General features: G+C 60.9%; 26 protein-coding genes and 1 tRNA gene. 14 read left to right on the forward strand and 13 right to left on the reverse strand.

Annotated elements, in window-relative coordinates:
• Positions 1-27: 27 nt before the first annotated feature.
• Positions 28-549 carry a translation initiation factor IF-3 gene (gene infC, locus H0274_RS11620; protein ID WP_226795599.1) on the reverse strand — a complete coding sequence of 174 codons (522 nt, stop codon included), beginning with the start codon at positions 547-549 and terminating at the stop codon, positions 28-30.
• A 129-nt stretch (positions 550-678) separates the two neighbouring features.
• Complete coding sequence (gene pdeM, locus H0274_RS11625; protein ID WP_226795600.1) at positions 679-1,389, reverse strand: ligase-associated DNA damage response endonuclease PdeM; 711 nt, start codon at positions 1,387-1,389, stop codon at positions 679-681.
• 94 nt (positions 1,390-1,483) lie between these two features.
• On the opposite strand from pdeM, the gene hemF reads away from it, so the two are divergent.
• Positions 1,484-2,356 carry an oxygen-dependent coproporphyrinogen oxidase gene (hemF, locus tag H0274_RS11630; protein ID WP_226795715.1) on the forward strand — a complete coding sequence of 291 codons (873 nt, stop codon included), beginning with the start codon at positions 1,484-1,486 and terminating at the stop codon, positions 2,354-2,356.
• Between the two features lie 5 nt (positions 2,357-2,361).
• Entirely contained in the window at positions 2,362-2,790 is a 429-nt protein-coding gene (locus tag H0274_RS11635; protein WP_226795601.1) for a GlcG/HbpS family heme-binding protein, read from the forward strand.
• A 92-nt stretch (positions 2,791-2,882) separates the two neighbouring features.
• On the opposite strand, the gene H0274_RS11640 is transcribed toward H0274_RS11635, so the two are convergent.
• The gene (locus tag H0274_RS11640; protein ID WP_226795602.1) at positions 2,883-4,040 is read right to left on the reverse strand and encodes an aminotransferase; all 1,158 of its coding nucleotides are present in this window, start codon (positions 4,038-4,040) and stop codon (positions 2,883-2,885) included.
• A 133-nt stretch (positions 4,041-4,173) separates the two neighbouring features.
• Between H0274_RS11640 and H0274_RS11645 the strand changes: the two genes are divergently transcribed.
• Positions 4,174-6,096: a M1 family metallopeptidase gene (locus H0274_RS11645; protein ID WP_226795603.1), complete on the forward strand. Its 1,923-nt coding sequence runs from the start codon at positions 4,174-4,176 to the stop codon at positions 6,094-6,096.
• A 103-nt stretch (positions 6,097-6,199) separates the two neighbouring features.
• Positions 6,200-8,284 (forward strand): RelA/SpoT family protein, encoded by a 2,085-nt coding sequence (locus H0274_RS11650; RefSeq protein WP_226795604.1) that lies wholly within the window; start codon positions 6,200-6,202, stop codon positions 8,282-8,284.
• 757 nt (positions 8,285-9,041) lie between these two features.
• Here H0274_RS11650 and H0274_RS11655 read toward each other — a convergent pair.
• Both H0274_RS11655 and H0274_RS11660 read right to left on the reverse strand, forming a co-directional pair.
• Positions 9,042-9,359, reverse strand: a complete 318-nt coding sequence (locus tag H0274_RS11655; protein ID WP_226795605.1) for a DUF1905 domain-containing protein — start codon at positions 9,357-9,359, stop codon at positions 9,042-9,044.
• Between the two features lie 132 nt (positions 9,360-9,491).
• Positions 9,492-9,896, reverse strand: a complete 405-nt coding sequence (locus H0274_RS11660; RefSeq protein ID WP_226795606.1) for a metallopeptidase family protein — start codon at positions 9,894-9,896, stop codon at positions 9,492-9,494.
• 107 nt (positions 9,897-10,003) lie between these two features.
• On the opposite strand from H0274_RS11660, the gene H0274_RS11665 reads away from it, so the two are divergent.
• Positions 10,004-10,094, forward strand: a tRNA-Ser gene (locus H0274_RS11665).
• A 327-nt stretch (positions 10,095-10,421) separates the two neighbouring features.
• On the opposite strand, the gene H0274_RS11670 is transcribed toward H0274_RS11665, so the two are convergent.
• The 5 genes from H0274_RS11670 to H0274_RS11690 form a co-directional block, all read right to left on the reverse strand.
• The gene (locus H0274_RS11670; protein ID WP_226795607.1) at positions 10,422-10,928 is read right to left on the reverse strand and encodes a GIY-YIG nuclease family protein; all 507 of its coding nucleotides are present in this window, start codon (positions 10,926-10,928) and stop codon (positions 10,422-10,424) included.
• A 115-nt stretch (positions 10,929-11,043) separates the two neighbouring features.
• Positions 11,044-11,427, reverse strand: coding sequence for a hypothetical protein (locus H0274_RS11675; RefSeq protein WP_226795608.1), 384 nt, complete (start codon positions 11,425-11,427; stop codon positions 11,044-11,046).
• On the reverse strand, positions 11,424-12,668 hold the full coding sequence (locus tag H0274_RS11680; protein WP_264295596.1) for a recombinase family protein: 1,245 nt from the start codon (positions 12,666-12,668) through the stop codon (positions 11,424-11,426). The genes H0274_RS11675 and H0274_RS11680 overlap by 4 nt, the downstream gene beginning before the upstream one ends.
• Before the next feature lie 73 nt (positions 12,669-12,741).
• Positions 12,742-13,203 carry a DUF2924 domain-containing protein gene (locus tag H0274_RS11685; RefSeq protein ID WP_226795609.1) on the reverse strand — a complete coding sequence of 154 codons (462 nt, stop codon included), beginning with the start codon at positions 13,201-13,203 and terminating at the stop codon, positions 12,742-12,744.
• A 284-nt stretch (positions 13,204-13,487) separates the two neighbouring features.
• Entirely contained in the window at positions 13,488-14,201 is a 714-nt protein-coding gene (locus tag H0274_RS11690; RefSeq protein ID WP_226795610.1) for a zinc ribbon domain-containing protein, read from the reverse strand.
• 17 nt (positions 14,202-14,218) lie between these two features.
• Between H0274_RS11690 and H0274_RS11695 the strand changes: the two genes are divergently transcribed.
• A complete protein-coding gene (locus H0274_RS11695; protein WP_226795611.1) occupies positions 14,219-14,413 on the forward strand; it encodes a sarcosine oxidase subunit delta in 195 nt (64 codons plus the stop codon).
• Here H0274_RS11695 and H0274_RS11700 read toward each other — a convergent pair.
• Positions 14,410-14,676: a hypothetical protein gene (locus H0274_RS11700; RefSeq protein WP_226795612.1), complete on the reverse strand. Its 267-nt coding sequence runs from the start codon at positions 14,674-14,676 to the stop codon at positions 14,410-14,412. The two genes, H0274_RS11695 and H0274_RS11700, sit on opposite strands and share 4 nt — an antisense overlap.
• A gap of 104 nt (positions 14,677-14,780) precedes the next feature.
• Between H0274_RS11700 and H0274_RS11705 the strand changes: the two genes are divergently transcribed.
• The 5 genes from H0274_RS11705 (at position 14,781) to H0274_RS11725 (ending at position 17,670) form a co-directional block, all read left to right on the forward strand.
• Positions 14,781-15,005, forward strand: a complete 225-nt coding sequence (locus tag H0274_RS11705; RefSeq protein WP_226795613.1) for a hypothetical protein — start codon at positions 14,781-14,783, stop codon at positions 15,003-15,005.
• Positions 15,006-15,022: 17 nt separating this feature from the next.
• Positions 15,023-15,397: a C40 family peptidase gene (locus tag H0274_RS11710; protein ID WP_226795614.1), complete on the forward strand. Its 375-nt coding sequence runs from the start codon at positions 15,023-15,025 to the stop codon at positions 15,395-15,397.
• A gap of 190 nt (positions 15,398-15,587) precedes the next feature.
• Positions 15,588-15,782 (forward strand): hypothetical protein, encoded by a 195-nt coding sequence (locus H0274_RS11715; RefSeq protein ID WP_226795615.1) that lies wholly within the window; start codon positions 15,588-15,590, stop codon positions 15,780-15,782.
• 183 nt (positions 15,783-15,965) lie between these two features.
• Positions 15,966-17,201 carry a DNA (cytosine-5-)-methyltransferase gene (dcm, locus tag H0274_RS11720; protein ID WP_226795616.1) on the forward strand — a complete coding sequence of 412 codons (1,236 nt, stop codon included), beginning with the start codon at positions 15,966-15,968 and terminating at the stop codon, positions 17,199-17,201.
• Positions 17,194-17,670, forward strand: a complete 477-nt coding sequence (locus H0274_RS11725) for a very short patch repair endonuclease (protein WP_226795617.1) — start codon at positions 17,194-17,196, stop codon at positions 17,668-17,670. The genes dcm and H0274_RS11725 overlap by 8 nt, the downstream gene beginning before the upstream one ends.
• 16 nt (positions 17,671-17,686) lie before the next feature.
• Here the strand turns inward: H0274_RS11725 and H0274_RS11730 are convergent, their stop codons facing one another.
• Positions 17,687-19,063: an MvaI/BcnI family restriction endonuclease gene (locus H0274_RS11730; protein ID WP_226795618.1), complete on the reverse strand. Its 1,377-nt coding sequence runs from the start codon at positions 19,061-19,063 to the stop codon at positions 17,687-17,689.
• Positions 19,064-19,344: 281 nt separating this feature from the next.
• Here H0274_RS11730 and H0274_RS11735 point away from each other — a divergent pair, with 281 nt between their 5' ends.
• The gene (locus tag H0274_RS11735) at positions 19,345-21,507 is read left to right on the forward strand and encodes an McrB family protein (RefSeq protein ID WP_226795619.1); all 2,163 of its coding nucleotides are present in this window, start codon (positions 19,345-19,347) and stop codon (positions 21,505-21,507) included.
• 9 nt (positions 21,508-21,516) lie between these two features.
• A complete protein-coding gene (locus H0274_RS11740) occupies positions 21,517-22,860 on the forward strand; it encodes an McrC family protein (protein WP_226795620.1) in 1,344 nt (447 codons plus the stop codon).
• Positions 22,861-24,072: 1,212 nt separating this feature from the next.
• On the opposite strand, the gene H0274_RS11745 is transcribed toward H0274_RS11740, so the two are convergent.
• Positions 24,073-24,762: a GntR family transcriptional regulator gene (locus H0274_RS11745; protein ID WP_226795621.1), complete on the reverse strand. Its 690-nt coding sequence runs from the start codon at positions 24,760-24,762 to the stop codon at positions 24,073-24,075.
• Positions 24,763-24,875: 113 nt separating this feature from the next.
• On the opposite strand from H0274_RS11745, the gene H0274_RS11750 reads away from it, so the two are divergent.
• Positions 24,876-26,639, forward strand: a complete 1,764-nt coding sequence (locus H0274_RS11750) for a CocE/NonD family hydrolase (protein WP_226795622.1) — start codon at positions 24,876-24,878, stop codon at positions 26,637-26,639.
• Positions 26,640-26,643 lie beyond the last annotated feature (4 nt).

Below are 26,643 nucleotides of genomic sequence, written 5' to 3' on the forward strand. Positions count from 1 at the left end.
TGCGAGGTTCTGCGATAGAGGCGCCGCTTATTTCGGCGACAGCACCATCAGCATCTGGCGGCCTTCAAGCCGGGGATAGGCTTCGATCTTGGCGATCTCGGCCACATCTTCCTGCACCCGCTTCAGCAGGTTCATGCCCAGTTCCTGATGGCTCATTTCACGGCCACGGAAGCGCAGGGTGATCTTCACCTTGTCGCCTTCCAGCAGGAACTTGTTCACGTTGCGCATCTTCACGTCATAATCATGCGTGTCGATGTTGGGGCGCATCTTGATTTCTTTGATTTCCTGCGTCTTCTGCGTCTTGCGCGCAGCATTCGCCTTCTTCTGCGCCTCGTAGCGGTATTTACCCACATCGAGGAACTTGCAGACTGGCGGATCCGCATTGGGCGACACCTCAACCAGGTTCAGGCCCACTTCGGCCGCCTGTTCGATTGCCTCGCTCGTGTACATCACGCCGAGATTCTCGCCATTCTCGTCGATGACGCGAACCTTGTCGGACTGGATGAAATTGTCGAAGCGCGGCCCGCTTTTAACGGGGGGCGTCAGCATTCGCCGGGGAGGACGGGCTATTGTGCGGTCTCCTGTAATCGTTTTTGTCTAAGGTTTTCGAAGCGCGCGTCTTAGTGGGATTCTTTCGCCAGCGAAAGGGGGCTTGGCGAGGTTTTCAGCCGTGTCCGATTATACTGCCGCCCGCCAGAGCGGGAATTGCAGCAAACGGTCCTTTGTCGGCACGATTGCATCCACCCGATGGGCGGGCTGCATGGCCTGAAGGATAGCGGGATCGGAAGCATCCATTCCGCCCGTAAGCGCGCCGAATGCGGGCAGGATCATCCGTCCAGCCCCAGATGGGGACGATCCCACCACGGCGCAAGGGCGGCTGATCGAACGGCCCCGCGCGCTCAGCCGGAACTTGGGGTGGAAATGGCCGGAAAGTTCTGCCCGCAATTCTCCGGGCAGGGCCTGATGGCGCAGCATGATCCCCGAAATTTCCAGCACTTCCACCAGAGTGCCGCCAGCCGGATCGCTTATCTGCGAATCGTGGTTGCCGGTGATCCACACCCAGTCCACCGCGCGGGTCAGTGCATCCAGCATTCCCGCCGCATGGGGTTCCAGCCGCAGGGCGCCGCCATCGTCATGGAAATTGTCCCCCAGCGTGAAGACCCGCCGCGCGCCGGTGGCGCGGATCGCCTGCGCCAGCCGGGCCAGCGTTTCGCGGCTGTCATAGGGGGGCAGCATCTGGCCATGGCTTGCATAGAAGCTGGCCTTTTCCAGATGCAGATCCGCCACCAGCAGCGCCTGTTCGCGCGGCCAATAGAGAGCGCGGCCATCCACCAGCGCGAATTCCTCCTGCGCGAAACCGAAACTGGGCTGGAACGAAAGAGGAACCATGCCAGTGCCTTGCCGTGAGGCGGCGGGTTTGGCAAGGGGTTGGAGGCTCGATGCTATCAACGGTGCCGGCCTTACAATGATGCTGGAAGATGTGATGACTGACTGGACCCCTCAGACTGCCCAGGCCCGCGAATGGTTCGAAAGCCTGCGTGACCGTATCTGCGCCGCCTTCGAGGCGATCGAGCGTGAGGCGGGCAGCGATGCCAGTTTCGAATATATCCCGTGGGACCGGGAGACGTCGGAAGGCAGTGAAGGGGGCGATGGATCAGGCGGCGGCGGCGTGCGCGGCCAGATGAAGGGCAAGGTGTTCGAGAAGGTGGGCGTCAACGTCTCCACCGTTATGGGCAATTTTGCCCCCGGCTTCGCCCAGACGATCAACGGCGCGAGCGAGGACGATCCCGGCTTCACCGCCACGGGCATCAGCCTGGTGGCCCATATGGCTAACCCGCATGTTCCCGCAGTCCACATGAACACGCGCTTCCTCACCACCAGCAAGGCGTGGTTCGGCGGCGGGGCAGACCTCAATCCGCCGATTCCCTACGAGGAAGATACCGAAGCCTTCCACGCGGCCTTTCGCGCCGCCTGCGCGGGCCATAACCCGACCTATTACGAGAAGTTCAAGAAGTGGGCGGACGAATATTTCTTCATCCCCCATCGCAATGTGGCGCGCGGCGTGGGCGGCATTTTCTACGATCACCTCGAATGCGCGGACCTGGCCGAGTGGGAACGCAATTTCGCCTTCACCCGCGATGTGGGCGAAGCTTTCCTCGATGTCTTCCCCCGGATCGTGCGCAAGCGCATGGGCATGGAATTCAGCGAGGCGGAAAAGCAGGCCCAGCTCGAATGGCGCGGCCGCTATGTGGAATTCAATCTCGTCTATGACCGGGGCACTTTGTTCGGCCTGCGGACCGGCGGCAATATCGACGCTATTTTGATGAGCCTTCCCCCCGAAGTGAAGTGGAGCTGACCCGCATGCACCGTATCGACCTTGCCCAGGCCAATGCCATGATCGAAGCCGCCCTGAACAAGGGCACGGAGCTGGCGCTGAAGCCGCTGACCGTAGTAGTGCTGGATGCGGGCGGGCACATGATCGCTTGCCAGCGTCAGGACGGGGCATCGAACATGCGGGTGAAGCTGGCGACCGGCAAGGCGGCAGGCGCGCTGGCGCTGGGCGTATCGAGCCGCACCATCGGCGATATGGCGCTGGAACGCCCGCACTTCATCGCCTCAGTCGATAGCATGGGCGAGGGCGGCATGGTCCCGGCGGCGGGCGGCGTGATTGCCTGCGATGCGAACGGGACCGTGGTGGGCGCGATCGGGATTACCGGCGATACGTCCGACAATGACGAGGCCTGCGCGCTGGCGGGCCTTGCGGCGGTGGGGCTGAAGGCGAAGAATTGAGGTTTTCATTTTCGTCATGCTGAACTTGTTTCAGCACCCATTTCTCCCCACGCACTGCCGCTCGATCCGGAGAAATGGATCCTGAAACAAGTTCAGGATGACGAAATAACTGAATCCGCCCGAAACTCCGCCAATTTTCCCAGCGCCTCATCCAGCGTCGCATCCTGCTTGGCGAAGCAGAAGCGCAGGAAGCCCTTTTCCTTCGTGTCGTGATAGAAGGCGGAGACGGGGATGGTCACCACGCCCGCCTCGCGGATCAGGCGTTCGGCCATCTGCTCGTCATCGGCGGGCAGGCCCGATGCGGCGAGATCGACCGTGACGAACCATGTGCCGCTGGAAGGCAGCACCGCATAGCCCGCCGCCTCGAGCCCTTCCACCAGACGACGGCGGCTGGCGCCATATTGGGCGCGGTGGGCTTCGTGCCATTGATGGGGCAGGGCCAGCCCTTCGGCTACGGCCCATTGCAGCGGCGTGGCGCTGGTGAAGGTCAGGAATTGATGCTGTGCGGCGATAGCGTCGGCCAGCTTGGGCGCGGCTACGGCCCAGCCGATCTTCCAGCCGGTGAGGGAGAAGATCTTGCCTGCAGAGCCGACCTTGATTGCACGGTTCCGCAGCGAAGGGATGGCGAGGGGGGAGATATGCGGCGTGCCGTCGAAGATCATGCCCTCCCACACTTCGTCGCAGAGCAGAGTGAGGTCATGCGTCTCGCAGAGCGCGCCCAGCGCCTCCAGCTCGGCGCGCGGCGTGATCGTGCCGGTGGGGTTGTTGGGCGTGTTGAGGATGATCAGCTTCGTGCGCGGGGTGATGGCCTCTTCCAGTTGCTCCATCGGGATGGTCCAGTGCGGCGGCACCAGATTGAGCAGCCTGGCCGTGCCGCCTGCCCGCTCGATCAGCGGAAGATAGGCATCATAGCAGGGCTGCAGCAGGATCGCCTCGTCCCCCGGCTGGATCAGGGCGAGGATGCTGGCGGCCAGCGCCTCGGTCGCGCCGGAAGTGACCACCACTTCCTCTTCCGTAACCTCCAGCCCCTGTTCGCGCAGATAATAGTCGCACACCGCGCGGCGCAGTTCGGCAAACCCGCGCATGGGCGGATATTGGTTCGATTTCTCCACCAGCGCGCGCCGGGCGGCTTCCAGCAATTCGGGCGCATGTTCCCGGTCGGGGAAGCCCTGGCCGAGATTGATCGCGCCTGTTTCCCGCGCGAGGGCGGACATGCGTTCGAAGATCGTGGTCGTGGCTGCATTGCTCATCGCCTGCTATCTGAAGCGGCTTGCGGCAGGCTGCAAGCCGCCAGAGCGGGCGGATTTGACGAGCGGGGCCTAATCGTGGAATTGGTGTTAAGCGAAACCAGTTTCTGCCCATCCCGCCTTTTCGGAGAATCCGATGCGCGCCGCGCTCAAGCCGTTCCTTTTGTCTCTCTCGCTGCCCCTGTCGCTGCTCGCCGCCGGCTGTTCCGGCGGGGCGGACAAGCCAGCTGGGGAGGAGGCTATCGTCTCCCCGATCCTCACTGGCGAGGACGCGAAGGATACGGCCAGTTTCGCGCAGCCCGAAGTGGCGCGGGTGACGCATGTGGCGCTCGATCTGGCGCTGGATTTCGCGGCGAAGACAGTGAGCGGCACGGCCACGCTGGATATTCTGGCCAAGCCTGATGCCGACACGATCGTGCTGGACAGCAACGGGTTGAAAATCTCCAGGATCACCGATGAGAGCGGGGTGGAACTGCCCTTCACCGTGGGTGCCAGGGTAGAAGGCAAGGGCGAGCCGGTCAGCGTGAAGATCGGCAAGGCGCGCACAATCACCATCGCCTATTCCGCCGCGCCCGATGCGGAGGCGCTGCAATGGCTGGCCCCGCAGCAGACGGCGGGCGGCAAGCAGCCCTATCTGCTCAGTCAGGGGCAGGCGACGCTCAACCGCAGCTGGATTCCCACGCAGGACAGCCCCGGCATCCGCCAGAGCTGGGAAGCGCGGATCACGGCGCCCAAGCCGCTGACGGTGGTGATGTCCGCCCTGCGCGTGGGCGAGCCCGAGGATGTGGGCGATAATCGCCGCGCCTTCCGCTTCCGCATGGACAAGCCGGTGGCGCCTTATCTGATCGCCATCGCGGCGGGCGATCTGGCCTATCGCGAGCTTGGCCCGCGCACCGGCGTTTGGACCGAACCTTCCATGCTGGATGCCGCCGCTGCCGAACTTTCCGATACGGAGAAGATGGTGGAAGCGGCCGAGAAGCTCTATGGCCCCTATCGCTGGGGCCGCTATGAGATGATCGTCCTGCCGCCCAGCTTCCCCTATGGCGGCATGGAAAACCCCACCATGACCTTCCTGACGCCCACCTTCATCGCGGGCGACCGGAGCCTGACGGGCCTTGTCGCGCATGAACTGGCGCATAGCTGGTCGGGCAATCTCGTTACCAATGCCAATTGGTCCGACAGCTGGCTGAACGAGGGCATCACCTCCTATTTCGAGAACCGCATCGTCGAGGAACTCTACGGCACGAAGCGGGCGCAGCAGGAAGCCGCGCTGAGCTTTGCCGAAATGGAGAAGGCGCTGGCCGAAGCGGGCAAGGACGCACCGATCACCGCGCTGCACCTGCCGCCTGCCGAAGGCGTGCCCGATGGCGAGTCGTCGGGCATCATTTACGACAAGGGCGCCACTTTCATGCGCACGGTGGAAAGCATCGTGGGGCGCGAGAAGTTCGATGCCTGGCTGCGCAACTGGTTTGACAAACACGCCTTCCAGCCCGCCACTTCCGCCATGCTGCTGGCCGATATGCGCGCCAATCTGGTGAAGGGTGACGCGGCGCTGGAAAAGAAGCTGATGCTGGAAGACTGGATCTACAAGCCGGGCCTTCCCTCCAACGTCATCCATCCGCCAGCCTCGGCCTTTGCCGATGTGGACAAGGCCGCCGGGGCCTATCGCGCCAGCGGCACGCCCGATGCGAAGGCATGGGGCAGCTGGACCACGGCGGAACGGTTGCGCTTCCTGGCCAAGGTTCCGGCAAAGCTGGATGCGGCAAAGCTGGCGGCGCTGGATAGCTCGCTGGGCCTTTCCCGATCCGGCAACAAGGAAATCCTGTTCGCCTGGCTCGAACTGGCGCTCAACAATCGCTACGATCCGGCCGTGCCGGTGGCGGAGAAATTCCTCTCCAGCGTGGGCCGCACCAAATTCGTGAAGCCGCTTTATGCTGCACTGATGAAGCAGGGCAGCTGGGGCCAGCCGATTGCCAAGCGCATCTATGCCAAGAACCGCGCGGGCTATCACGGGGTTACGCAGGGCGCGGTGGATGAGGTGGTGGGCAAGCCGGCCTGACCCGGCTCCCGCTCTCTGACCTGACCCGATAGCGGACAGCTTTTTCCGACTACGCGCTTTCCCGTTGCAAAGTGGGGGGTCTTGCCCCCATTTGGGAAACACAATGCTGCGTCAGTACGAACTTGTTGAGCGGGTAAAGGATTACGCCCCGGATGCCGATGAGGCGCTGCTTAATCGCGCCTATGTCTATACCGTGCAGAAGCATGGCTCGCAAAAGCGCGCCAGCGGTGACCCCTATTTCTCCCATCCGGTAGAAGTCGCGGGCCTGATGACGGACCTGAAGCTCGATCAGGAAACCATCATCACCGCGCTGCTTCACGATACGGTGGAAGATACTCTCGCCACGATCCAGGATATCGAGAAGAATTTCGGCCCCGATGTCGCCCGTCTGGTGGACGGGGTCACCAAGCTCTCCAAGATCGAGCAGATGACCGATGACGAGCGGGCGGCGGAAAACCTGCGCAAGTTCCTCCTCGCCATGAGCGAGGATCTGCGCGTGCTGCTGGTGAAGCTGGCGGACCGGCTGCACAATATGCGCACGCTGCACTTCATCAAATCGCCGGAAAAGCGCCGCCGCATTGCGCGCGAGACGATGGATATCTATGCCCCCCTGGCCGAGCGGGTGGGCATGTATGAATATATGCGCGAGATGCAGCTCCTCGCCTTCGAGCAGCTGGAGCCGGAAGCCTATGCCACCATCACCGGGCGGCTGGCGCAGATCCGCAGCCAGGAAGGCGGGCAGGTTGACGATATCGCGCTGGCCATCAAGCAGGCGCTGGCCGAAGCCGGGCTGAAAGTGGAAGTCTCCGGGCGCGAGAAGCACCCCTATTCGATCTGGAAGAAGATGGCCGAGCGCCATGTCAGCTTCGAGCAGATCACCGACATCATGGCCTTCCGCGTGCTGACCGAAAGCGTGGAGGACTGCTATCGCGCATTGGGCGTGCTGCACACCACCTGGCAGTTCATCCCCGGCCGCTACAAGGATTACATCTCCACGCCGAAGTCGAACGGCTATCGTTCGCTGCACACCGCGCTGATCTATGAAAATTCCATGCGCATGGAAGTGCAGGTGCGCACGCGCGAGATGCATAGGCTCAACGAATTCGGCCTGGCGGCCCACTGGGCCTACAAGCAGGGCGGCACCCGGCCTGACGGGCAGGTGGGCTGGCTGCGCGACCTGATCGAGATCGTGGATGCCAGCCACGATGCGGACGAGCTGCTCGAAAACACGAAGCTGGCCATTTATCAGGACCGGATCTTCGCCTTCACCCCCAAGGGGGCGCTGTTCCAGCTGCCCAAGGGGGCGACGCCGGTGGACTTTGCCTTTGCCGTCCACACCGATCTGGGCGCGCAGGCGGTGGGCGCCAAGATCAACGGGCGCCACATGCCGCTACGCACCGAACTGCATAATGGCGATGTGGTGGAGATCATCAAGGGCAGCCATTCCGAACCGCAGCTGTCCTGGCTGGGCTTCGTCGTCACCGGCAAGGCGCGCGCCTCCATCCGCCGCGCCGTGCGCGCCAAGGAACGGGCAGAAGTGGCGCAGATCGGGCACAAATTGTTCGACCACATTGCGGACCGCCTGCCCGCCAAGATCGGCAAGAAGGCCATCCGCGCGGCGGTGGACCGGCTGGGCTTCGAGGATGAGGACGAGCTGATGTACGCCATCGGCGCGGCCAAGATCAAAGACCGCGAAGTGATGGAAGCGCTCGTCCCCGGCAGCACGGTCGACATGCCCGAGCCGGAAAAGCAGGAACGCGCCATTTCCATTCGTGGCCTGACGCCCGGCGTGGGCTTCAAGCTGGCCGAATGCTGCCACCCTGTGCCGGGCGACCGTATCGTGGGCCTGCGCCATCCGGGCGAGGGCGTGGAAGTCCACACGATCGACTGCCTGGAACTGGCAAACGGCGTGGATGCGGACTGGGTTGACCTGTCATGGGGCGAACGCTCGCAGGGGGCCACGGGCCGCGTGCGCGTGGTGCTCTACAACCGCCCCGGCACGCTGGCGGAAGTGGCGGGCATCTTTGCCAAGAACCACGCCAATGTGATGAACCTCGTCCTCTCCCATCGCGACGATCCATTCCACACTTACGAAGTGGATCTGGAAGTGCAGGATCTGGCCCATCTCACCCGCATCATCAGCGCCCTGCGCGCCAGCGATGCGCTGGCCGAAGCGAGCCGGATGTAGGTCGATTATCCCAATCCCAAACCTCCGTTTCCCAAATCCCAACTTCCGTTCGTCCTGAGCCTGTCGAAGGACGCGCGCCAAGGTTCGTTCCGGGTGCTTATTAGTCGGCTTGATTGGACAAATGTTTCCCGCCTCCTTCGACAAGCTCAGGACGAACGGGTGTGAGTGAGTGGGGTGGTAAGCGTAGCGCACTCACCCCCCATCATCCGGCGGCGAGCCCGGACATAACGCCGTGGGAAAAGCAGAGGAACCGCGCGGCCGGCAATGCGCCGGGGGCAGTACGGAAGGTTTATCTTGCGAATGGCTTTGGCGCCTGTTCCGCTGCGCGCCAAGGCTCGACCCTGTCCGGAGCGGCTGGGAAGCGCGGGCGGGCTCGCACGATGCGCACTTCCATCGCGGCTGCTGCCGCGCCATATCCGATCCGGCGGCTGGACCGGCCTTGCGGGGCCTGTCCCTGACGCAAGAGCGCCGGCCGCGATGCGGGAGTGACATCTCCTGTTGTGTGCAGGAGCACCCGCGATTGGAGGGGAAGGCAAGCCGGCCGAGCCGCCTCCCGGTTCCAGATCCTGTTTTGAGATGCAGGATGGGCGCGCATATAACCAAATGGGTTATATATGTCAAGGAAGATGTCATCCGGCAATCTGGTGAGCCCCTGCGCAGGCAGGGGCCCAGCATCCAGCACTCGGCCAGCACTCGGCCAGCACTCGGCGTCGCGTTCTGGACCCCGGCTTGCGCCGGGGATCGCGCATAGGCTGCGCTAAAGCAGCTCCAGCTCGATCTTCAGCAGATCGCCTTCCTCCAGCCCTTCGGCTCGCTGGATCGCCTTCTTGATCGGCAGGAACCAGCCGCCTTCCTTCTGCGGGAACACGGATGTCGACCAGCGGCTATCGCCCAGAGTGACATTGACCTTCACCGATCCGAAGCCGCGCCTTTTGCCCAGTTCCAGCCGCCGCATCAGCTCATGCCCGCGAATGGTTTCCTCGGCCTCGCCGGTGATGCTGACATAGCCCAGCCCGGCAAAGTCGCCCAATTCCCAATGGATCAGCGGGGCGGCGAAGCGGATGATCTCGCTCACTGTGCGGTCACCCGCAGGACAGAAACCGGCAGATTGCGACAGGCGGGCAGGGCAAACGGGGAGGGGCGTTTCATGCCGGGCAGAGTGCCATCGCCTGGTTCAGGCGGAAAGCCTCTTCGCAAACAGGCCGGCCTATTCGGCCAGTTCCTCCAGCGCATGCATCGCCTCGTCCGACAAGCCGAAATGGTGCCCCACTTCATGGATCACCACATGGGCCACCAGATGCTCCAGCGTCTCGTCCCCGCGGGCGATCCATTCGTCCAGTATGGGGCTGCGGAACAGGCGAATCCGGTCGGGCATGGTGCCCGAATGGCCGATGCTCTTCTCGCCAAGGGGCAGGCCCTCGTAAATTCCGGTCAGTTCGAAAGGATCCTCGATGCCCATGGCCGCCAGTGTTTCGGCATCGGCAAAGTCTTCCACCAGCAGCAGAATATCGCCCAGATGCACGCGAAACTGCGCCGGAAGCCGCTCCAGCGCGGCGCGGGCGATGGCCTCCATTTCCTCGGCGGAAGGGGCAAGTCCGAATGTTCTTTCCATGGAAAACGGATTTAACGCCAAGATACCCACCTGCAAGCTTGCCCAACCGCCTCGCCCGCGCTATCGGCCACGCCTTCGCCAGCAGGCCCTTGGGCAGCAGGCGATGCGGAGCGGTGGCCGAGTGGTCGAAGGCGCACGCCTGGAAAGTGTGTATACGGTAACCCCGTATCGAGGGTTCGAATCCCTCCCGCTCCGCCAACGTCTCAATGCGAATCAATGAGATGGGCATAACTGGGCCAGAAAATCCCCGGCTTCCGCGCGGTTTTGCTGGTGGCGCCTGAACCTCAGAGACTGCCGAAAACGCCAATATCGGTCTCTGACCGGCTTTTGTCTCGTTTCACCCGAACCTCGCCGGAAAAGGTCCGGGTTAAAAATACCACTTTGTTTCAGCATTTTACGGATAGAGCGCCGCCGCGCGGTTCTCTATGCGATCCCGGCAGCCGTTGCGATTAGAGAATCCGAGGTGGGCGAGATGGCGCGCAATTCCGAGCATAAAATGCACGCCTGTCGGCAGTCCTCTGTGGATTACAGTCGAGCCAAATATTTCTCGGTGTCATCCCAATCAACTTGCGTCCAGAGTGCGGCATTTTTGAAGTTCATACCCTGGGTGTTGTACTTCGGCCCCATCGCTCGAATAACCAAGGCTTCCAAATCGCCAATTGTGGTGTTCGTGTCTTCAGACACTTCATCATCCGGTTCATAGAGGCGAAACACGCCATCCTTGCCGGGTTCTTCATTAAGAGGCCAGAAGCCGAACCACGAGAACCTATCCCATTTGTTCTGCAAATGATCCGAAAGATGATCCTTGAGGCGTTTGCCCAAGCCTTGCCGTTTCGTCAGACCTACATAGCAAGGTCCATAGTCGTCAAAGAGGATGTAAATTCCTTGCTGATACCGGAAATCGGCTACTTTTATCGTGCCGCGCTGCGCGCCAATCCTGCCAAGCAAGCGAAAAGCATCTTTGCTCCCTTGGCCTGGATGCCAATCTATTTCTGACGCGCGCCAGAACAGCCCATAGCTCGTAACACGCAAGCATTGCCTCCTATGGAAGTGATTCCCCTTGGTGGCGCTTAACGCATCATTCGACCCGCGCAATATTCTTCCATCATGTCTTGGCGCGCGATGACAGACGAAGTGATCATCATTTTCAGAAGTCGCCGAACACCGTCGCTTCCTGTTCTGCCCACGGCAGCTCGGCGGCGGCTGCCATATCCTTGACTGACACGGTGGGGGACATTCGCCCTACCAGCAGTTTGTCCAACACGGTGGGAGCCAGATAGCCCAGCCGCAGCATGCGACCGACATAGCGGTCAGAGATGCCCTCGGCCTCGGCAATATCCTGAATGGTCGCCTCTTCCCCGCTTTCCAGCTTGCGCCGCCAGCTCCACCCCTTGGCAATCGCCTTCAGCATATGCGGGTCGACCCCGCCGGTGTCCGGCACCATGTCGGCTGGCGGCACGATCTTCGGCCGCCCGTTGCGCTTGCGGATGGTGAGCGGGATGAACACCCGCATGGTGGTGGGTGCGCTCATGCTGCAAACTCCTGTTTCGGGGCGACCATTTCCTGGATGACCGACCCGAGGCCTTCTGTGCGCAGGTCGACCGCAAGGCCATCGGCGCTGACCGTGACCCGCTCGATCAGCAGCCGGGCGATCCGGGCCTGCTCGGCCGGGAACAATGATTCCCAGAGACCGCCAAAGCCCGCCAGCGCGGTGACCACATCCTGCTCATCGATATCCGGTGCCGTTCGGCGGGTCGCTTCCATCGCCCGCGCCGCGATTTCCGGCGTGCGTAGCAGCGACCGGATGTGCTGGACCACGGCGGATTCCACCATGCCGGCATTGAGCCGGACGAAGCTGTCGCGCCCTTCGCAGGCGCGGTTCCGGATCGCATCCATTGAGGTGTAGTAGCGGTAATGCCGACTGCCCTTTTTCGTTACCGTCGGCGTCATGGCGATTCCGCGATCCGTGAAGATGAGCCCCTTGAGCAACGCTGGCGTCTGGGTGCGGGTGTTGGCCGCCCGCTGCCGGGGGCTTTCCTGCAGGATGGCATGGACCTGATCCCACAGCGGCTGGTCAATGATCGCCTGATGCTCGCCGGGATAGCTGGTGCCCTTGTGGACCGCCTCGCCAAGATAAAGCCGGTTGCGGAATAGCTTGTACAGGAAGCCCTTGTCGATCGGCTTGCCCCGCTTGTTGAGGGTGCCCTTTGCTACCAGTTCGCGCGTCAGCAGCGTGGCCGAGCCAAACCCGACAAAGCGCTGGAACATATGCCTGACCGTGGCGGCCTCGGCCTCGTTGATGACCAGCTTGCGGTCAACCACATCGTAGCCCATCGGCACGAACCCGCCCATCCACATGCCCTTGGCGCGGCTGGCAGCGAACTTGTCACGGATGCGTTCGCCGGTGACCTCGCGCTCGAACTGGGCGAACGACAGCAGGATGTTCAGCGTCAGTCGGCCCATGGAGGTCGTGGTGTTGAACGCCTGCGTCACCGACACGAACGTCACGTTGTTTCGGTCGAAGGCTTCGACCAGCTTGGCGAAGTCCATCAGCGAGCGTGACAGACGGTCGATCTTGTAGACGACGATGACGTCGACGAGCCCGGCCTCGACATCTTCCAGCAAGGCCTTCAGCCTCGGTCGATCGAGCGTCCCGCCCGAGAACCCGCCGTCGTCGTAGCGTTCGCGCATGCAGACCCAGCCTTCGGCGCGCTGGCTGGCGACATAGGCCTCGCAGGACTCGCGCTGGGCATCGAGGCTGTTGAACTCCATGTCCAACCCTTCCTCGCTCGATTTGCGGGTGTATAGACCGCGCAGCGCAGGCGCCGCCGGGGTGCCGTATCGGTCATGCCGCGTCCTTCCGTTCCCGCAGGCCGAAGAAGCGGTAGCCGTTCCACTGCGTGCCGGTGATGTCCCGTGCGATGGCCGACAGCGACTTGTACCGGCGGCCCTGCCAGTCGAACCCGTCCTTCAGCACCGTGATCACGTGCTCGGTTCCGTCCCTTTCGCGCACCAGCCGCGTCCCGATCACCGGGTTGCGCGGGTCAGCGATGACCGACTTCCTGACCTTCTTGCCCTCGACCTCGTCGGCGAGAGCATCGAGCAGCTGGCGCGCCGGCTTCGACAGGCCGCCGAAGGTCAGCTCCTGGATCCGGTAGGCCAGGCGCTGTTCCAGGAACGACCGGCTGTAGTTGGGCGGCGGGGATCCCATCAAGCCCTGCCATTCGACCTTCAACTCGCCGACTGTCATGTCCTTCAGCGCCGCCAGCCTGGCCAGCACCTGCGCGTTGTCATGTCCTTGCATCATTGTCCTCCACTCCGGGCCTTTGCCCTAGGACGACTGACGCTCTTGGCGGGCAGGATTGCGAGTGAACTATCTGCACTGGCAGCAGAAATAAGACTGGACTGTTGGCGCAGCTGAATGACCCCGGCAGCAACGATCCGCCCCAACTCGGAGAGCCGGGAATCTGCAGTCATCGTGGACGGGCAGATGCCATTTCCCCCGCTCATGCGGCGATCCTTGCTTGTCCACCGGATACCAGCCGAATGATGGCATCACGGTTCCAGTGGAACTTGAGCTGGCAGTTGGCGTCATATTTGGAATAGCCGAAATCCATCGGCGACACCTCGATCCCGGCCCGGCGCAGACAGCCGAGCTGCTTTGCGGATGTCCTTCAGCCATCGCCGGCTCTTTGCCGCTGCCAGGCTGCTTTCGGCGGACCGCAGAAAATTATCTGCTTCCGCCAGTGCCTGGACGCGAGTGCCGATCGCGATCTTGCGCGGAGCACCAGTCTTCGGTCCGCCCAGCGCGTGCCAGAGGGCGCCATCATGGAAAACACCGGCCCAGGCATCGAAGCCGCTCGCGATCAGCGACTCCCCGTCGCCCCGGATATCGCACCACTGGAACGGGGACTGGTTGAGTAGATCGATTTCGAGGAGATCGAAGTCGGTCAGAAGGCGCTTCTCATCAACGTCGCGGACGAAGATATGCCCGCAGAACGGACATTCCCCTGCGCCCAGCGGGATTTCCGCCTGACAGTCCGGGCAGGTCTTGTAGGGCGCGTCGCCCGGCTCGCTGGTATCGTCGTCCAGCGAGATTTCCTGTTCGAGACAGCCGTGACGGATCGCCGCACCGGCAAAGTCGAGAATGACGCAGTCGGTCTTGATGATGCCCGGGTAGCGTTGGGGGTCGACCTTGCGCAGCCCACGCCCGATAGCGTGTCGGTCGCGGCGTTGATGACGAAGTAGGTAGTGTTGGCGAGGATCCCGGTCGGCAGCGCGCCGCTGGTTGGCCCCGAAGCTCAACCCCCACCATCGCCGAAATGTACGATGCGGGTGTCGCCTGGACCTTGTGCGAGCATGTGTCCGTCGCGATCGCCGGGTGGGCCGATTACGTCTTCGAGGGGCCCAAGGGGCCCATTACCCAGCGCTGGACGCCCGGTTGCCACAATGTCGAGCGCGATCACCTCGTCGGTGACCGTGGGCCGGCGATCTGCCTGCATCGTTGTTTTCCTTAGCTGACCGTGACCGAGACGACCTCGCGCACGATGTGGCTGCCCGACTGGCCGCCCGAGGTGCCGATCGCGGCGCCACCCTCCGTGGCGGAGAGGTTGAGAACGGTGGCGGCTATCTGCCGGCCGGCGAGTTCACCCGGCGCTTCCACGATGATTTCACGCTGTGCTGCGTGGTGCAGAAGTTCAAGCGAACGCCCGGCGTGCAGTACCACTTCGAGGTGCAGGCAGGGCCAGCCGTCCTCGATCGCGATGCGCTGTTTGCCCATTACGTGACTGGCGACCGGCAGCGGTAGACGGACTTCGATCTGCCGGCCGGGCAAACGCTTGATGTGACCCCGGGCGACATCGCCATCGTCGGGAGGCTGCGCTGATGGCTCCCAATCCTGATCGCGATCCAGCCGTGGAAATCGCCCTGATCCGGGCGGATCTCGAGGCCATGCAGGAGGACCTGAAGGCTGTTCGCAAGGAGCTGAAGGACCTTCTCGAGGCCTGGAATACCGCGATTGGCATGGTCCGGTTCGTCAAGTGGCTGTCGACCTTCGCTACCGCGCTCGTCGTTCTCTACGCCACCGTCAAAGGCCTGTCCGGACGCTAACTTCCCTGGAGACATTCATGAAACCGCTACCACCGGCCTATGGCTGGATCGATGACTTGCGTCCGCTGCCCAGGATGCTGGAAGAGGCCCGCAAGCTCTACGGCACCTTCGAGGTGGCGGGGCCCGCCGACAACCCCGCTATCCTCGGCTGGGCAAAGGAAACTGGCCTCACGAAGACCTTCACCGCCGACAGCATTCCATGGTGCGGGCTGTTCATGGCCGTGGTTGCCAAGCGCGCCGGCAAGCTGGTCATGGAGGGCCCGCTTTGGGCGCGCAACTGGGTGACATTCTGGTGTTCCGCCGCGCGCAGGGTTCCGGCCATGTCGGGCTCTACGTTGGCGAGGACTATGGTGCCTTCCATGTTCTCGGCGGCAACCAGTCCGACGGCGTGACGATCACCCGGATTGCCCGGGATCGCTGCATCGCCATTCGCCGACCGGCCTACAGGAAGGCGCCTGCGAGCGCGAAGCCGGTCCAGCTCGCGGCCAACGGCGTGATGTCCACCAACGAGGCCTGACCGGCCGGGAACCCCATCAACCAGTCCGCCCGCGATTTTCGTGGGCTTTTTTGTGGAGAATCGACATGGAAGATCTGAAACCCTGGTGGACGTCGAAGGCCATCTGGACCGGCGTCATCGGAAGCCTGTGGGGTGTTGCTGGTGCCATCGGCATCCTGCCCGAGGGCCTGACGCAAGCCAATGTACTGACCGTGGTGCTGGCGCTAATGGGTATTGGCAGCGTGGTTTCTCGGAAAACGGCCAAGGCGCGGATCGGTTGAGGCGATAGATCGAGGGGGTGGACCGCACTTCCGTCGCGCCCCTTCGCACCGCTCTTCCCCGCGCGGAGACAACACAGGTCTGTGAAAACAAAAAAAGAACATCGAAGGCTTGCTCCCTGGGAATCTCTGTGCCATTCCGTCAAAAAATGACCCGGTTTCCCCGGGGCCAACTGAGGGATTTTCATGCACGACTGGACCGCCGCTTTCGAAGATTTGTTCAAACGGTCGGGCCTGTCGCTGGATGAAGCAGAAGCCGAGTTGGGCGTATCCGCGCGTCAGATCCGCCGATACATTGCGAATGAGGTCACTCCGACCAAGCTGGCGATGGAAAGGATCCGGGAGATTGCCAACCAGCGCTCGGCCGCGCGGCCGGAATCTGCGTTTCGCTTCATCGACCTTTTTGCCGGCATTGGCGGACTGCGCCTTGGGTTCGAGGCGATCGGAGGCGAGTGCGTGTTCACCAGTGAGTGGGATCGCTGGTCGAATGAAACATATCGAAAGAACTTTGCGGAAACCGAAAACCACGTGATGGTCGGGGACATACGTCCCTACGGCGCCGATCCCTCGAAAATCCCCGAGTTTGACGTTCTGCTTGCAGGCTTTCCCTGTCAACCGTTCTCACTGGCAGGTGTGTCCAAGAAAAACTCGCTTGGCCGTGCGCATGGATTTGCTGACGAGAAACAGGGCAACCTGTTTTTCGATATTGAGGCGATCCTGCGCCACCACAGGCCGCCAGCGTTTCTGCTGGAAAACGTCAAGCACCTGCAGCGTCACGACAAGGGGCGCACCTTTGAGGTGATCCGCCGCACGCTCGAAGATGAACTGGGCTACGCGATCAGTTACCGGGTAGTCAGTTCGGAACCGTGGGTGCCGCAGAAGCGCGAACGCATCTTCATTGCAGGCTTCCGACAGGATGTCGGGTTCAGCTTCGGCGACTTCGACAGGATGATCCCGCCAGAGAAATCATGGCCAAAGCTCGGGGACATCCTGCAGTCGCACAACGAGGTGGATTCCAAATACACCCTGACGCCCAAACTGTGGGACTATCTGCAGGCCTATCGCGCCAAGCACGAGAAGGTCGGCAACGGCTTCGGTTACAGCTTGTTCGGCGAGAAGGATGTCGCCCGGACACTGTCGGCCCGCTACCACAAGGATGGGTCCGAAATCCTGATTGCCCAGAAGGGTACCCGACCGCGCCGGTTGACCCCGACCGAATGCGCGCGGCTGATGGGTTTCGAGCATGGTGACCGGAAGTGGCATATCCCGGTGTCTGACACTCAGGGGTATCGGCAGTTCGGTAACGCAGTGGTCGTCCCGGTGGTTGAGGCTATTGCCCGATTTATGGAACCGTCGATCAAGCAGATGCTGGAGATCAACCAGCTACAATCCACGGCTGCACGAAAGCGGGCTGTTGGCTGACATCGTCGCGCCCGATGTCCGCAGCCGGATGATGGCAGGAATCGGGCCGGTCAACACCAAGCCTGAGATGTTGATCCGGCGTGCGCTGCATGCCCTTGGTTACCGATATCGGCTCCATGTGAAGGGGCTGCCGGGCAAGCCGGACCTTGTTTTTCCAGGACGGCGCGCTGTCATCTTCGTGCATGGCTGCTTCTGGCACGGACATGACTGCGCTCTCTTCCGCTGGCCGGCAAGCCGGGCTGAATTCTGGCGTAACAAGATCACTGGGAACATTGTGCGCGATTCCAGGTCTCGCAGGAAGCTAATCAGCACCGGCTGGCGCGTTCTGGAAATTTGGGAGTGCACCTTGAGGGGCAAGGACCGGCTTTCCCTAGACGAGGTTGCCGGTCGCTGCATTCAGTTCCTGGAAGGCACGGAGCAGTCCGCAACCGTTGGCTCCGATCGGACCATTGTTGAGGCTGACTGTTAACCCCTACCAGCAACAGTCAGTCTTCGAGTTTATCGTTCACTGTGACCGATCGTACATCCGTGTAAAGATCCTTAGCCGCAGCGAAAATGTCGTTGACCCGCCATTGTGAGCGACGCTTGTTAAGTCGCGCGTTTCCCGGACAGTATTTTGGTGCCGGATCAAGGAAGAGGGTGCCGTTGTACAGGGCCTCAAACAGGCGCTCCGCCGAAGTCTCGCGGCACCACATCACCCGGTCCGAAAATTCTACCATGTTCTGGTAACCGGCGGCCTTTAGCTCGGGGTCGTCACACCGGGTTTTCGTTGCGGGTATGTACACGGTTTCATTGTGCTTTGATGTCCAGCAGTTAAGGATCCGCTCCAGTGACCATCCTGCTGTAAATTGATTAGCATCGTCGAAGAGCCCAACATGGACGTCACGGTCCGCACTTGCTGCCAGTGACGCCGACCGATCATGGTTCATGATTTTTAGCGTCAAACCACTCTTTGCGCAGCGCTCGCCGACCCGGTGGATGCCGGTGACGCGGTAATTCCCATCGCCATCCAGATAGCCGAAAGTCGTCATGAACTTGGTGAAATCAGTAGCGTAGAGCCCCATGTCAGGCTCGGGTGTGAACAGTGTCACCTTTTTCTGTGTATGGGTCTTGAGCTCGATCCCCTCGAAGTCTCCATTGCTGTCACTGTTGGGCACAATGCCAAGCTCGTGCTCCAGGGTATAACCGCAGACCTGTGTGCCGTTGAAGGGAAGCGTTTGCCGCGAATTGTCGAGCCTGCAACCTGGGATTTTTCTACCCGCAGTGCCTCCGAGCAGGGCCAGAAGGCGCTTTGAGGTTCCGGTCTGCAGCCTCAGATGTTTCCACATCCGTGACCCACTGGCAGGCGGCAGGGCAGCAACGTCATCCATGAAGGCTTGCGATGGGGCGACGACCATGACCGCGACTGCCTCACCAGCCTTCCGGCGACCCAGCACGAGGTATCTCGGCAAATCAGGGTGCAGTTTAGTGAATTCCACCGACAGGGATTCCGGCATGGTATTTTCGACCGTGCTGAAGCCGCTCAGCCGGGTTTCTGGATACTGGGCGTAAATTATCATCCGAACCCCGCGGGCTGGGACCTCGCGCCCACTCGCATCGACCCAAACGAAATTGCGGAATACTGCTTCTGGAATCGCCTTGCCGCGGGTGATGCTGCCCTTCTTCCCGCTGCTCGAAGGGCCCCGGAGACAGAAGTCGACATCGAAGGTTGGATATAGGGGCGCAAACTCCCGCCCTGAGTAAATCTGGTTTTTGTCATTGTGATTCCGGGTCAGCGGCTTGATCAGTGCTTCGCTGACTCCATGCGCGCCCAGTAGGGTCTCGATATCCTTAAGTGATTGGGGGCTGTGTTCGTAGGTCAATGCCAGTGCTCCATGTTTTGTCTGGAGCAATCTGGGGACGGAATTAGGTTGCCGCAAGCCCCACAAACGCCGCAATAACCAAGAAAAACAATCTAATATGTTGGTATATAAGGATAAATATATTTTTTGTGCGAATATGCCACCGAATGTTTTGGCGCTGACCAGACCGGAGAGGCATGGCTCGGAACCGCCCTCCGTTGATTTGGAGAGGCAACGTACTGGCTATAGGTCACTCTTCTCGATACCCTTGAGCGGCGGGCCGACCTATTGGGGGTATCTGAATGAACGATTTCCAGCAACAGTACGAGCTCTGGGATCAGTTCCTGGAGATCTGGCCGCGCGATCGGCTGCGGACGATGACGCTGGATGAATATAGCCAAGCGGGGTCGAAAGACAGCTTCACCTACTGGATTGAATCTCGCCTCGACAAGATGGGCAGCATCTGGGGCGGATCAGCGTTCAAATTCGGCGTATTCTCGCGCAAGGACACGGAAGACAAAAAGTCTGATTCCAAACTGAGCTATTCCGACAGCCACGGCTGGCTTGCTTCTCTCGGGGAGACATCTGACGAAGCCTTCGAAAAAGTTCGTGGCTACATTGCCCAAGTGGCGGATCTGGCAGCCGAAGGTAACTTGGACGGCATTGAAGCCTTCACGCACCTCGGCGAGGTGCTCAAGTGGAAGATAGCGTTTCATTACCAGGACCGACAGGCGCCGGTGATCGTGGACATCTTCAAGCCGGCGCCCCTAGCGGTTTTGGTCGGCGGCACCACAAGCCAAGGCATGGCTGCATTGCAGAAGGCTACACTGGCTAAAAGGCCGGAAAATCTTGGTATTCTGGAGTTCGGACATCAGGTGTGGGAGGCGTGGAGCCAGAAAAATCTGAATATCTGGAAGCTATCACACGGCAACCCACCGAACTTCACGGATCCCGAGCGCCAGCACTATCTGGAAGCCCAATTGGCCGTAATGCACCGCGATACAGGTAAGTACCAGGGCAACAAATTTGCTGAAGCGCCGGTAGGCACGCTGTTTTTCCTCTGCCACGGCAACAGCCCCCAGCGTATAGGCCAACTGACTTCCGAAGCGATGCCATGCGAAAAAGGGGAAGGCTGGTTGCAGCGCAGCTATCGCGTGCTCAAGCCTGCACAGCGTACTGACCGCTACACAGCAAATTCGAAGGCATGGTCGCCACAGGGAAATTCGACTTTCTGGCAAGTTGGTGCACACGACCTGCCAGAGTTCGAATCCACATTTCTCAGGCCATACTTCGACACTGATCTGGCAGAACTGGCCGCTCTGGCCGGTGAACCTATTGAAGAGGCAAATGGTGGAGCCCTGGTCGTAGCTCCCGCTTCTTCGTCGGCTCCCCCGGCATCTTTAACGGCGCGCGACCCTGTCGCCGCCTGCATCAACCGGATTTATTATGGCCCACCGGGTACGGGCAAAACCTATACAATGACACGCTTACTCGAACGATTCTACGGCAAGCCTGACCAGGAAAAGCAGGGCGACAATGATGCCCAGCGCTACGTCTTCGTCACTTTCCACCAGTCATACGGCTATGAAGAGTTCGTCGAGGGGCTGCGGCCCGTGCTTGCGAACAACACCGAGGCGGGCGAGGTTGCCTATGAAATCCGACCCGGCGCCTTCAAGGAATTGTGCTGCAGGGCGAGGAAGTCCCCTGATCAGCGCTTCGCAATCGTTATCGATGAAATCAATCGCGGCAACATCAGCAAAATCTTTGGCGAACTGATCACCCTAATCGAGGCTGACAAGCGCGATCCGCTCGACGGTAGCCCCCCTCCTGTCGAAGTCATCCTGGCGTATTCGGGGGAGAAGTTTTCGGTACCTGCTAATGTAGATATCATCGGCACAATGAATACGGCGGACCGCTCGCTGGCCCTTCTCGACACTGCATTGCGTCGGCGTTTCGACTTTGTGCCGTTGATGCCCGACACTCGGGCCGAGAAAGATCCCAACGATGCGAACAGCGCGCCTCTGGCAGCCCTGGCTGTCACAACGGACGCTGGCAGGATCAACGTGCGTCAGCTGCTCGAGCGGATCAACGAGCGCATTGAGGCTCTGTACGATCGCGACCACTGCATCGGTCACGCTTATCTGACCGCACTGGCTGATGTGGAGGACGGACCGGCGCGCTTTAAAGCACTCGCTGACATCTTCCGCAATCGCATCGTGCCGCTGCTCGAGGAATACTTCTTCGAGGATTGGCGCAAGATCCGGCTGGTGCTGGGCGACAACCAGAAGCCGGATTTGGCGACGCAGTTCATCGCTGAGAGCGATGCGCACGAACAGGATCTGACCACCCTGTTCGGTAACGATCACGGGCTCGACAGTTACGCCACGAAGCGCCGTTACAGCTTGCAAGAAGCGGCATTTTCCATACCCGCCGCCTATATCGGCATCTATAAGATTTCGGCCTGACTGACGCGGATGGCAGGCATCACCATCTATGAATTCGATGCGCTGGTGGAGGCCCGCGACCTGCCCGATGCTGCTGGCCTCCACTCGGTGCCTTCCAGCGTGTTTGCCTGGCTGGAACAGCAGGCGCTGAGTGCTGCGGAGACTGGCGAAGCGGCGTGGTTGCGGCTGACACAGCGGCGGGGCCGGCGTGCCGTGCAGGTTAACAGCTTCGTGGGCGTGATCCGAGCACCGGATGGCCATCAGATCGAAGTTCTGCCCAAGGTTGGCAAGGCCATCGGTGGTGGCGATGACGAGGCCCGGCAACTTCTGATTGAAATGCTGCGGTGTCTGGGCGGCTTCCGTCACATCCAGACCGACAGCGCTCAATTAATGGCCACGCGTATGCCATTGTTGGAGGTGTTCATCAGTGAGTTCCTGCGCGCTGCCGAACACGTCGTAAAACGCGGTCTGCGCAGTGATTATACCATCCGACAGGACAATGTTTGTGCACTGCGCGGCAAGCTGCAGATGGCAGCGCATTTGCGACAGAACCTTTGTAGGCGCGATCGCTTCTTTACCGAATTCGACGAGTTTTCCACAAATCGACCGGAAAACCGACTGTTGCACTCGGCGCTCAGACGCGCCTTGTCGTGGACGGCGTCGCAGACGAACCAGCAACTGGCACGAGAGCTATGCTTCGTATTTTCCGATGTGCCGACGTCAGATATGCCATCGCTGGACTTTCAGCGAGTGCGTCTGGATCGTGGCATGGCGCATTACGACCATGCTCTGGCGTGGTCGAGGTTGATTCTGGGAGACGAATCGCCGCTGACCGGAGCAGGCGGCCACCGTGCGCCATCCTTATTGTTCCCCATGGAAGCGGTGTTCGAAACCTTTGTTGCCAAACATCTCGCCCGGCAACTGCTGCCAGCCTTCGCACTGCGCACGCAGGCGCGCAGCTTTTCACTGGTCAGACATCAAGGGCAGGACTGGTTTCGCTTAAAGCCGGATCTGCTTGTCCAGGATGCGGGAGCGAACCACTTGGTATTGGACACGAAGTGGAAGTTGATCGACAGTCAGAAAACGACTGGCACGGATAAGTATGGGTTGGATCAGGGAGATTTCTATCAGTTGCACGCCTACGGTCAGAGTTATCTCGATGGCCATGGTGATGTCGTGTTGATTTATCCCAGAACGGACGCATTCGATCAGGCGCTATCCGTGTTCGAGTTCCCGAAGGCGGAGGGCTTGCGGCTCTGGGTGTTGCCCTTCTGTTTGCGTGGGCGTGAAATCCTTCTGCCGAAGTGCGGGAGCCTCGATGAGTTTTTTGTGCCCGGTAAATTGCATCGTAGTGAGCTTATTGCCGTTGTTTGATAGGGATCCATTGAACCCAATCCCCACGACCCGCCAGTTTTTGATCTGAACCGATGCAGTGCGCTGGGCTACTCCGAGAGAGTTCGTCAGCAGGCTCCCTCCCGCTCCGCCATATTCTGATCTATTCTAGAACATAAGCTTCTGATTTTCTTAGAGAATCATAGGGATTTTGCGTTGGCTGGGTCAGGCATAGTCTGCATTTATTCTCGCGCCTCGGGTGCGCCATATGGTCCGAAGTATGGTATGGGTTCGGCGCAGTATGGAATGGAGCGGCAGATTCTTATGGGCTAAGCTTACGCGCTAAATGGCTGAGCTATGTCCGCAAAACGAGGTTCGCCTAAGGCGCTTGGCGATGGTAGCAGCGAAAAGACGTTCTCCAGGATAGGATCCCGCCATCACCGAAGAATGCGATCAGTCGCTGGGTAGATCGTGGCGGCGGTTGCTGCGCAGAATTTACAACGGCCGTACGGTCCCGATCATCGTCGATGGTAAGCCGTTCCTGACTTACAAGGAAGCAAGCCGCTACCTTCTGTCTTTAACGCACGACGCGCGAGAGAAGGCCTGCGCGGAAATGAGAAGCAGCGCGGCCGGTGAGTAGGGATACAGGCGTAACTCGCACCCACCCATAAGGGGCGATGGGCGGTTCGAACCGAGTCGATCACGGATCGCTAGGTCCAGAGGTCAAAGTGGCAGAGATGGTTTCTGCGGCCGCGCTGGCTTCAGCGACGAGCTCGCGCAGGGCCTTCGCGGTGTCTCGAAGCAAACCGTCGCTGATGGGCCGCTCGCCATTGATGAACCGCCGGATAGCTCGCTCATCTATCCCGAGGCGCCGCGAAAATGCTGTGGTGCCCCCAAAAAGTTGGACACAATAGGCGAAGTGATCCTGTCGATCTTGCATCGCGGGGATCATAGCCTGTCCTGCGACTGTGGCAATGCGAGTTGCTCGTGCAGCTGAAGCAAGACCGATTCCAGCCGTGTTCAGACGAGGGGACGACCGGAAAGTCCGGCATACCAGCCATTCCGGCCAGCCATTCCTGCCAGCCATTCCGGCGTTGCCGTTTCCCCTCACACGACCCCGCGGCTGCCGGCGAGGTGGTTCTCCTGCAGCACTGGCCTGAGCCGCAGGACTCCATCACATTCAACAGGTGCCCCAATACAGACCCGCAGACCCATGACGGCGTAGCTGGCGGACAGACCTTAGCTTCGGGCGGTTCAGAGCGATTGGGTGTCGAAGTGGAAAGCGCTGTCGAGGTTCCGCAGGAATTCAAGCCCATTTTCGACATGGGCACGCATGGCCGCCTCGGCGGCATGAGGATCGTTGGCTCTTATCGCTTCCACGATAACACTGTGATCCGCTGCAGCGGATTTCAGGTGATCTGACTGATAGAAGGTCTCGAAAACTAGATGATGAACAGGCGTATCTAGGCGCTGCACCAAATCGCGGATCACCAGATTGCCCGAGCATTCCATGATCATGGCGTGCCAGCGCGCGTTCAGCAGTCCAAAGCTTTCGGGCGTGCCCATTTCCACGCAGCGCTCCATTTCTCCGGCGATCCCGAATAATTCCTCGCGCTGTTCCTTGTTCGCCTTGCGGGTGAAGTCCGCGGCGCACAGGCCTTCGAGAGCGGCGCGGGCACGATAGATCTGGCGTACTTCCTCCATGCTCGCACTGCGTACCGAGGCACCGCGAAATTCCTCGATCGTAACGAGGCCTTCGCCTTCCAGCCGCTGCAGGGCTTCGCGAACCTTGAAACGGCTGCCGCCAGTCTTGCGGATGATGTCCACCTCCACCAGCCGCTGGCCGGGCACGAGTCGGCGGCTGCGGATCTGATTGCGAATCCAGTCGCCGATCTCGGCAGCGGTCGCGCCTTTCTGCGGAAGCAGGGGTTCGTTTTTCGACATGGATTCAATTTCCGGGAGGACAACAAAATTGTCAACAATTTCGTTGTCCATAATTCGGTTGAACTGCGTGACCGGCTCCGGAAAGGATAAGCCCAATGATAAAGAGGATAGCCTTGAAGTCGGTTTGCCTATGCCTGGCCGCGTCTCTCGCCGGCCTTGGGCAAGTCGCGTATGCCCAGGCCTATCCCGCCCCGGCCTATCCCGCCCAGGCTTATCCCGATGTGAAACGGACGTCGCTCTATGTTCCAGTACGGGATGGCACTCGCCTGGCTGTGAACATCTATCGCCCTTCGCGCAGCGGCGCGGTGGAAGCGCAGCCGCTGCCGACCATATTCGTCTTCACGCCTTACCGCGCCCGTTATCGCGACGAGAAGGGCGCAACCGTCGAGACGGCCCTGTCCGATAGTCTGGCGCTGCGTTCGCTGTTGCAGGCCGGCTACGTAGTCGCGGTGGCAGACATAAGAGGCAAGGGTGCATCGTTCGGGCACCGCCACGGCTTTCAGGACCGCACCGAGGCCCGGGATGGCTACGATCTGGTCGAATGGCTTGCCAGCCAACCTTTTTCGAACGGCAAGGTCGGCATGATTGGCTGTTCCTATCTTGGCGGGACGACTTTCCATACTGCAACAACTGCGCCGCCTTCACTCAAGGCGGTTTTTATCGGGGCCAGTGATCTCGATAAATATGCCTTCGTCCGCAACGGCGGCATCACTGCGCAGTTCAACACACGCCCGGACGAGGCGCCCGAAGTGGATCTGGCGAGCGAGCCGGTCGATGCCGATCCGGATGGGACGCAGCTAAAGCAGGCCGTGGCCGAACATGGCGCGAATACGCCGATGGCTCAGCTGTGGTACTCGATGCCGTTTCGAGACAGCGTTTCGCCGCTGACCGGAAACGATTTCTGGAACGAGGTTGCCGTCTATCGTTACCTCGATGCGATAAAGGATGCCGGGATCGCCACCTATTTCTGGGGCAACTGGCAGGATGAACCGACAAGTCAGGTCATCCTCGGTGCTGCCAATCTGGGCGGCAAGTTCCTGGCCGGACCGGGCGGACATTGCGCTTCGCCTCAAGGGTTCGATTTTGCCGGGGAAATGGTCCGCTATTTCGACCACTATCTCAAGGGAATCCCGAACGGGATAGAGGCCGAGCCGCGCGCGACTTACTGGGTTGAGGGGCTGGGCGGCCAGGGCGAGTATGTTCGTTCCGCGCAATTACCGGGGGTGCAGTCCCGGCCACTGGCGTGGTACTTTGCCGGTGGGCGCAGCGGGACGGCACGCTCGGTCAATGACGGGAGGCTCGCCATCGGTGCCGGCGCGCCGGGCATGGACAGCTTCGCCGTCGATTACGATTTGCCGCCTGCAGATTACTTCGCGTTCTGGGCCGGGCCCATGGACCATAAAGGCCTGAGCTACACCAGCGAACCGTTGAAGAAGCCGCTGCCTTTGGTCGGATTTCCGGTCGCAAGGCTGGCGGTCGCTACGGACAATCCGCAGGCTGATCTGTGGGTCTATCTCGATCTGGTCCAGCCGGACCGGCCGGTGGAAGTGATTTCTTTCGGCAGGATCAAGCTTGCGCAGCGCAAGCTGGCTCAGGCACCTTATGATACGCTGGGTCAGCCCTGGCATTCCGGCCTTTCGAAAGATGCGGAGCCGCCGCAGCCGGGTGCGAGGGTTCCTGTATCGCTCGCCCTGACAGCCATGTCTCGCGTGATCCCTGCGGGGGCGCGGCTGCGCGTGACCATTGCCGGTGCGGACCCGCGACAGCGAAACATCAAGGACATCGCTCTCGATCCCGCCCCGACGATCAAGGTCTTTTTCGGAGGCGAGGATGGGTCACGGATCGAACTGCCTCTGGCCGAAGAACTTGAGAAGTGAGGGC

This window comes from Fulverythrobacter ferritrahens, from assembly GCF_020539485.1.
GTDB lineage: Bacteria > Pseudomonadota > Alphaproteobacteria > Sphingomonadales > Sphingomonadaceae > Andeanibacterium > Andeanibacterium ferritrahens.

Coding starts and splice junctions, on each gene's coding strand:
- H0274_RS11705 (WP_226795613.1), top strand. CDS start 14,781: ATGGCTCCCAATCCTGATCGCGATCCAGCCGTGGAAATCGCCCTGATC.
- H0274_RS11715 (WP_226795615.1), top strand. CDS start 15,588: ATGGAAGATCTGAAACCCTGGTGGACGTCGAAGGCCATCTGGACCGGC.
- H0274_RS11680 (WP_264295596.1), bottom strand. CDS start 12,668: ATGGAGTTCAACAGCCTCGATGCCCAGCGCGAGTCCTGCGAGGCCTAT.
- infC (WP_226795599.1), bottom strand. CDS start 549: ATGCTGACGCCCCCCGTTAAAAGCGGGCCGCGCTTCGACAATTTCATC.
- H0274_RS11645 (WP_226795603.1), top strand. CDS start 4,174: ATGCGCGCCGCGCTCAAGCCGTTCCTTTTGTCTCTCTCGCTGCCCCTG.
- H0274_RS11640 (WP_226795602.1), bottom strand. CDS start 4,040: ATGAGCAATGCAGCCACGACCACGATCTTCGAACGCATGTCCGCCCTC.
- pdeM (WP_226795600.1), bottom strand. CDS start 1,389: ATGGTTCCTCTTTCGTTCCAGCCCAGTTTCGGTTTCGCGCAGGAGGAA.
- H0274_RS11675 (WP_226795608.1), bottom strand. CDS start 11,427: ATGAGCGCACCCACCACCATGCGGGTGTTCATCCCGCTCACCATCCGC.
- H0274_RS11710 (WP_226795614.1), top strand. CDS start 15,023: ATGAAACCGCTACCACCGGCCTATGGCTGGATCGATGACTTGCGTCCG.
- H0274_RS11685 (WP_226795609.1), bottom strand. CDS start 13,203: ATGATGCAAGGACATGACAACGCGCAGGTGCTGGCCAGGCTGGCGGCG.
- H0274_RS11635 (WP_226795601.1), top strand. CDS start 2,362: ATGCACCGTATCGACCTTGCCCAGGCCAATGCCATGATCGAAGCCGCC.
- H0274_RS11740 (WP_226795620.1), top strand. CDS start 21,517: ATGGCAGGCATCACCATCTATGAATTCGATGCGCTGGTGGAGGCCCGC.
- H0274_RS11700 (WP_226795612.1), bottom strand. CDS start 14,676: ATGGGCAAACAGCGCATCGCGATCGAGGACGGCTGGCCCTGCCTGCAC.
- H0274_RS11650 (WP_226795604.1), top strand. CDS start 6,200: ATGCTGCGTCAGTACGAACTTGTTGAGCGGGTAAAGGATTACGCCCCG.
- H0274_RS11735 (WP_226795619.1), top strand. CDS start 19,345: ATGAACGATTTCCAGCAACAGTACGAGCTCTGGGATCAGTTCCTGGAG.
- dcm (WP_226795616.1), top strand. CDS start 15,966: ATGCACGACTGGACCGCCGCTTTCGAAGATTTGTTCAAACGGTCGGGC.
- hemF (WP_226795715.1), top strand. CDS start 1,484: ATGACTGACTGGACCCCTCAGACTGCCCAGGCCCGCGAATGGTTCGAA.
- H0274_RS11745 (WP_226795621.1), bottom strand. CDS start 24,762: ATGTCGAAAAACGAACCCCTGCTTCCGCAGAAAGGCGCGACCGCTGCC.
- H0274_RS11660 (WP_226795606.1), bottom strand. CDS start 9,896: ATGGAAAGAACATTCGGACTTGCCCCTTCCGCCGAGGAAATGGAGGCC.
- H0274_RS11695 (WP_226795611.1), top strand. CDS start 14,219: ATGTACGATGCGGGTGTCGCCTGGACCTTGTGCGAGCATGTGTCCGTC.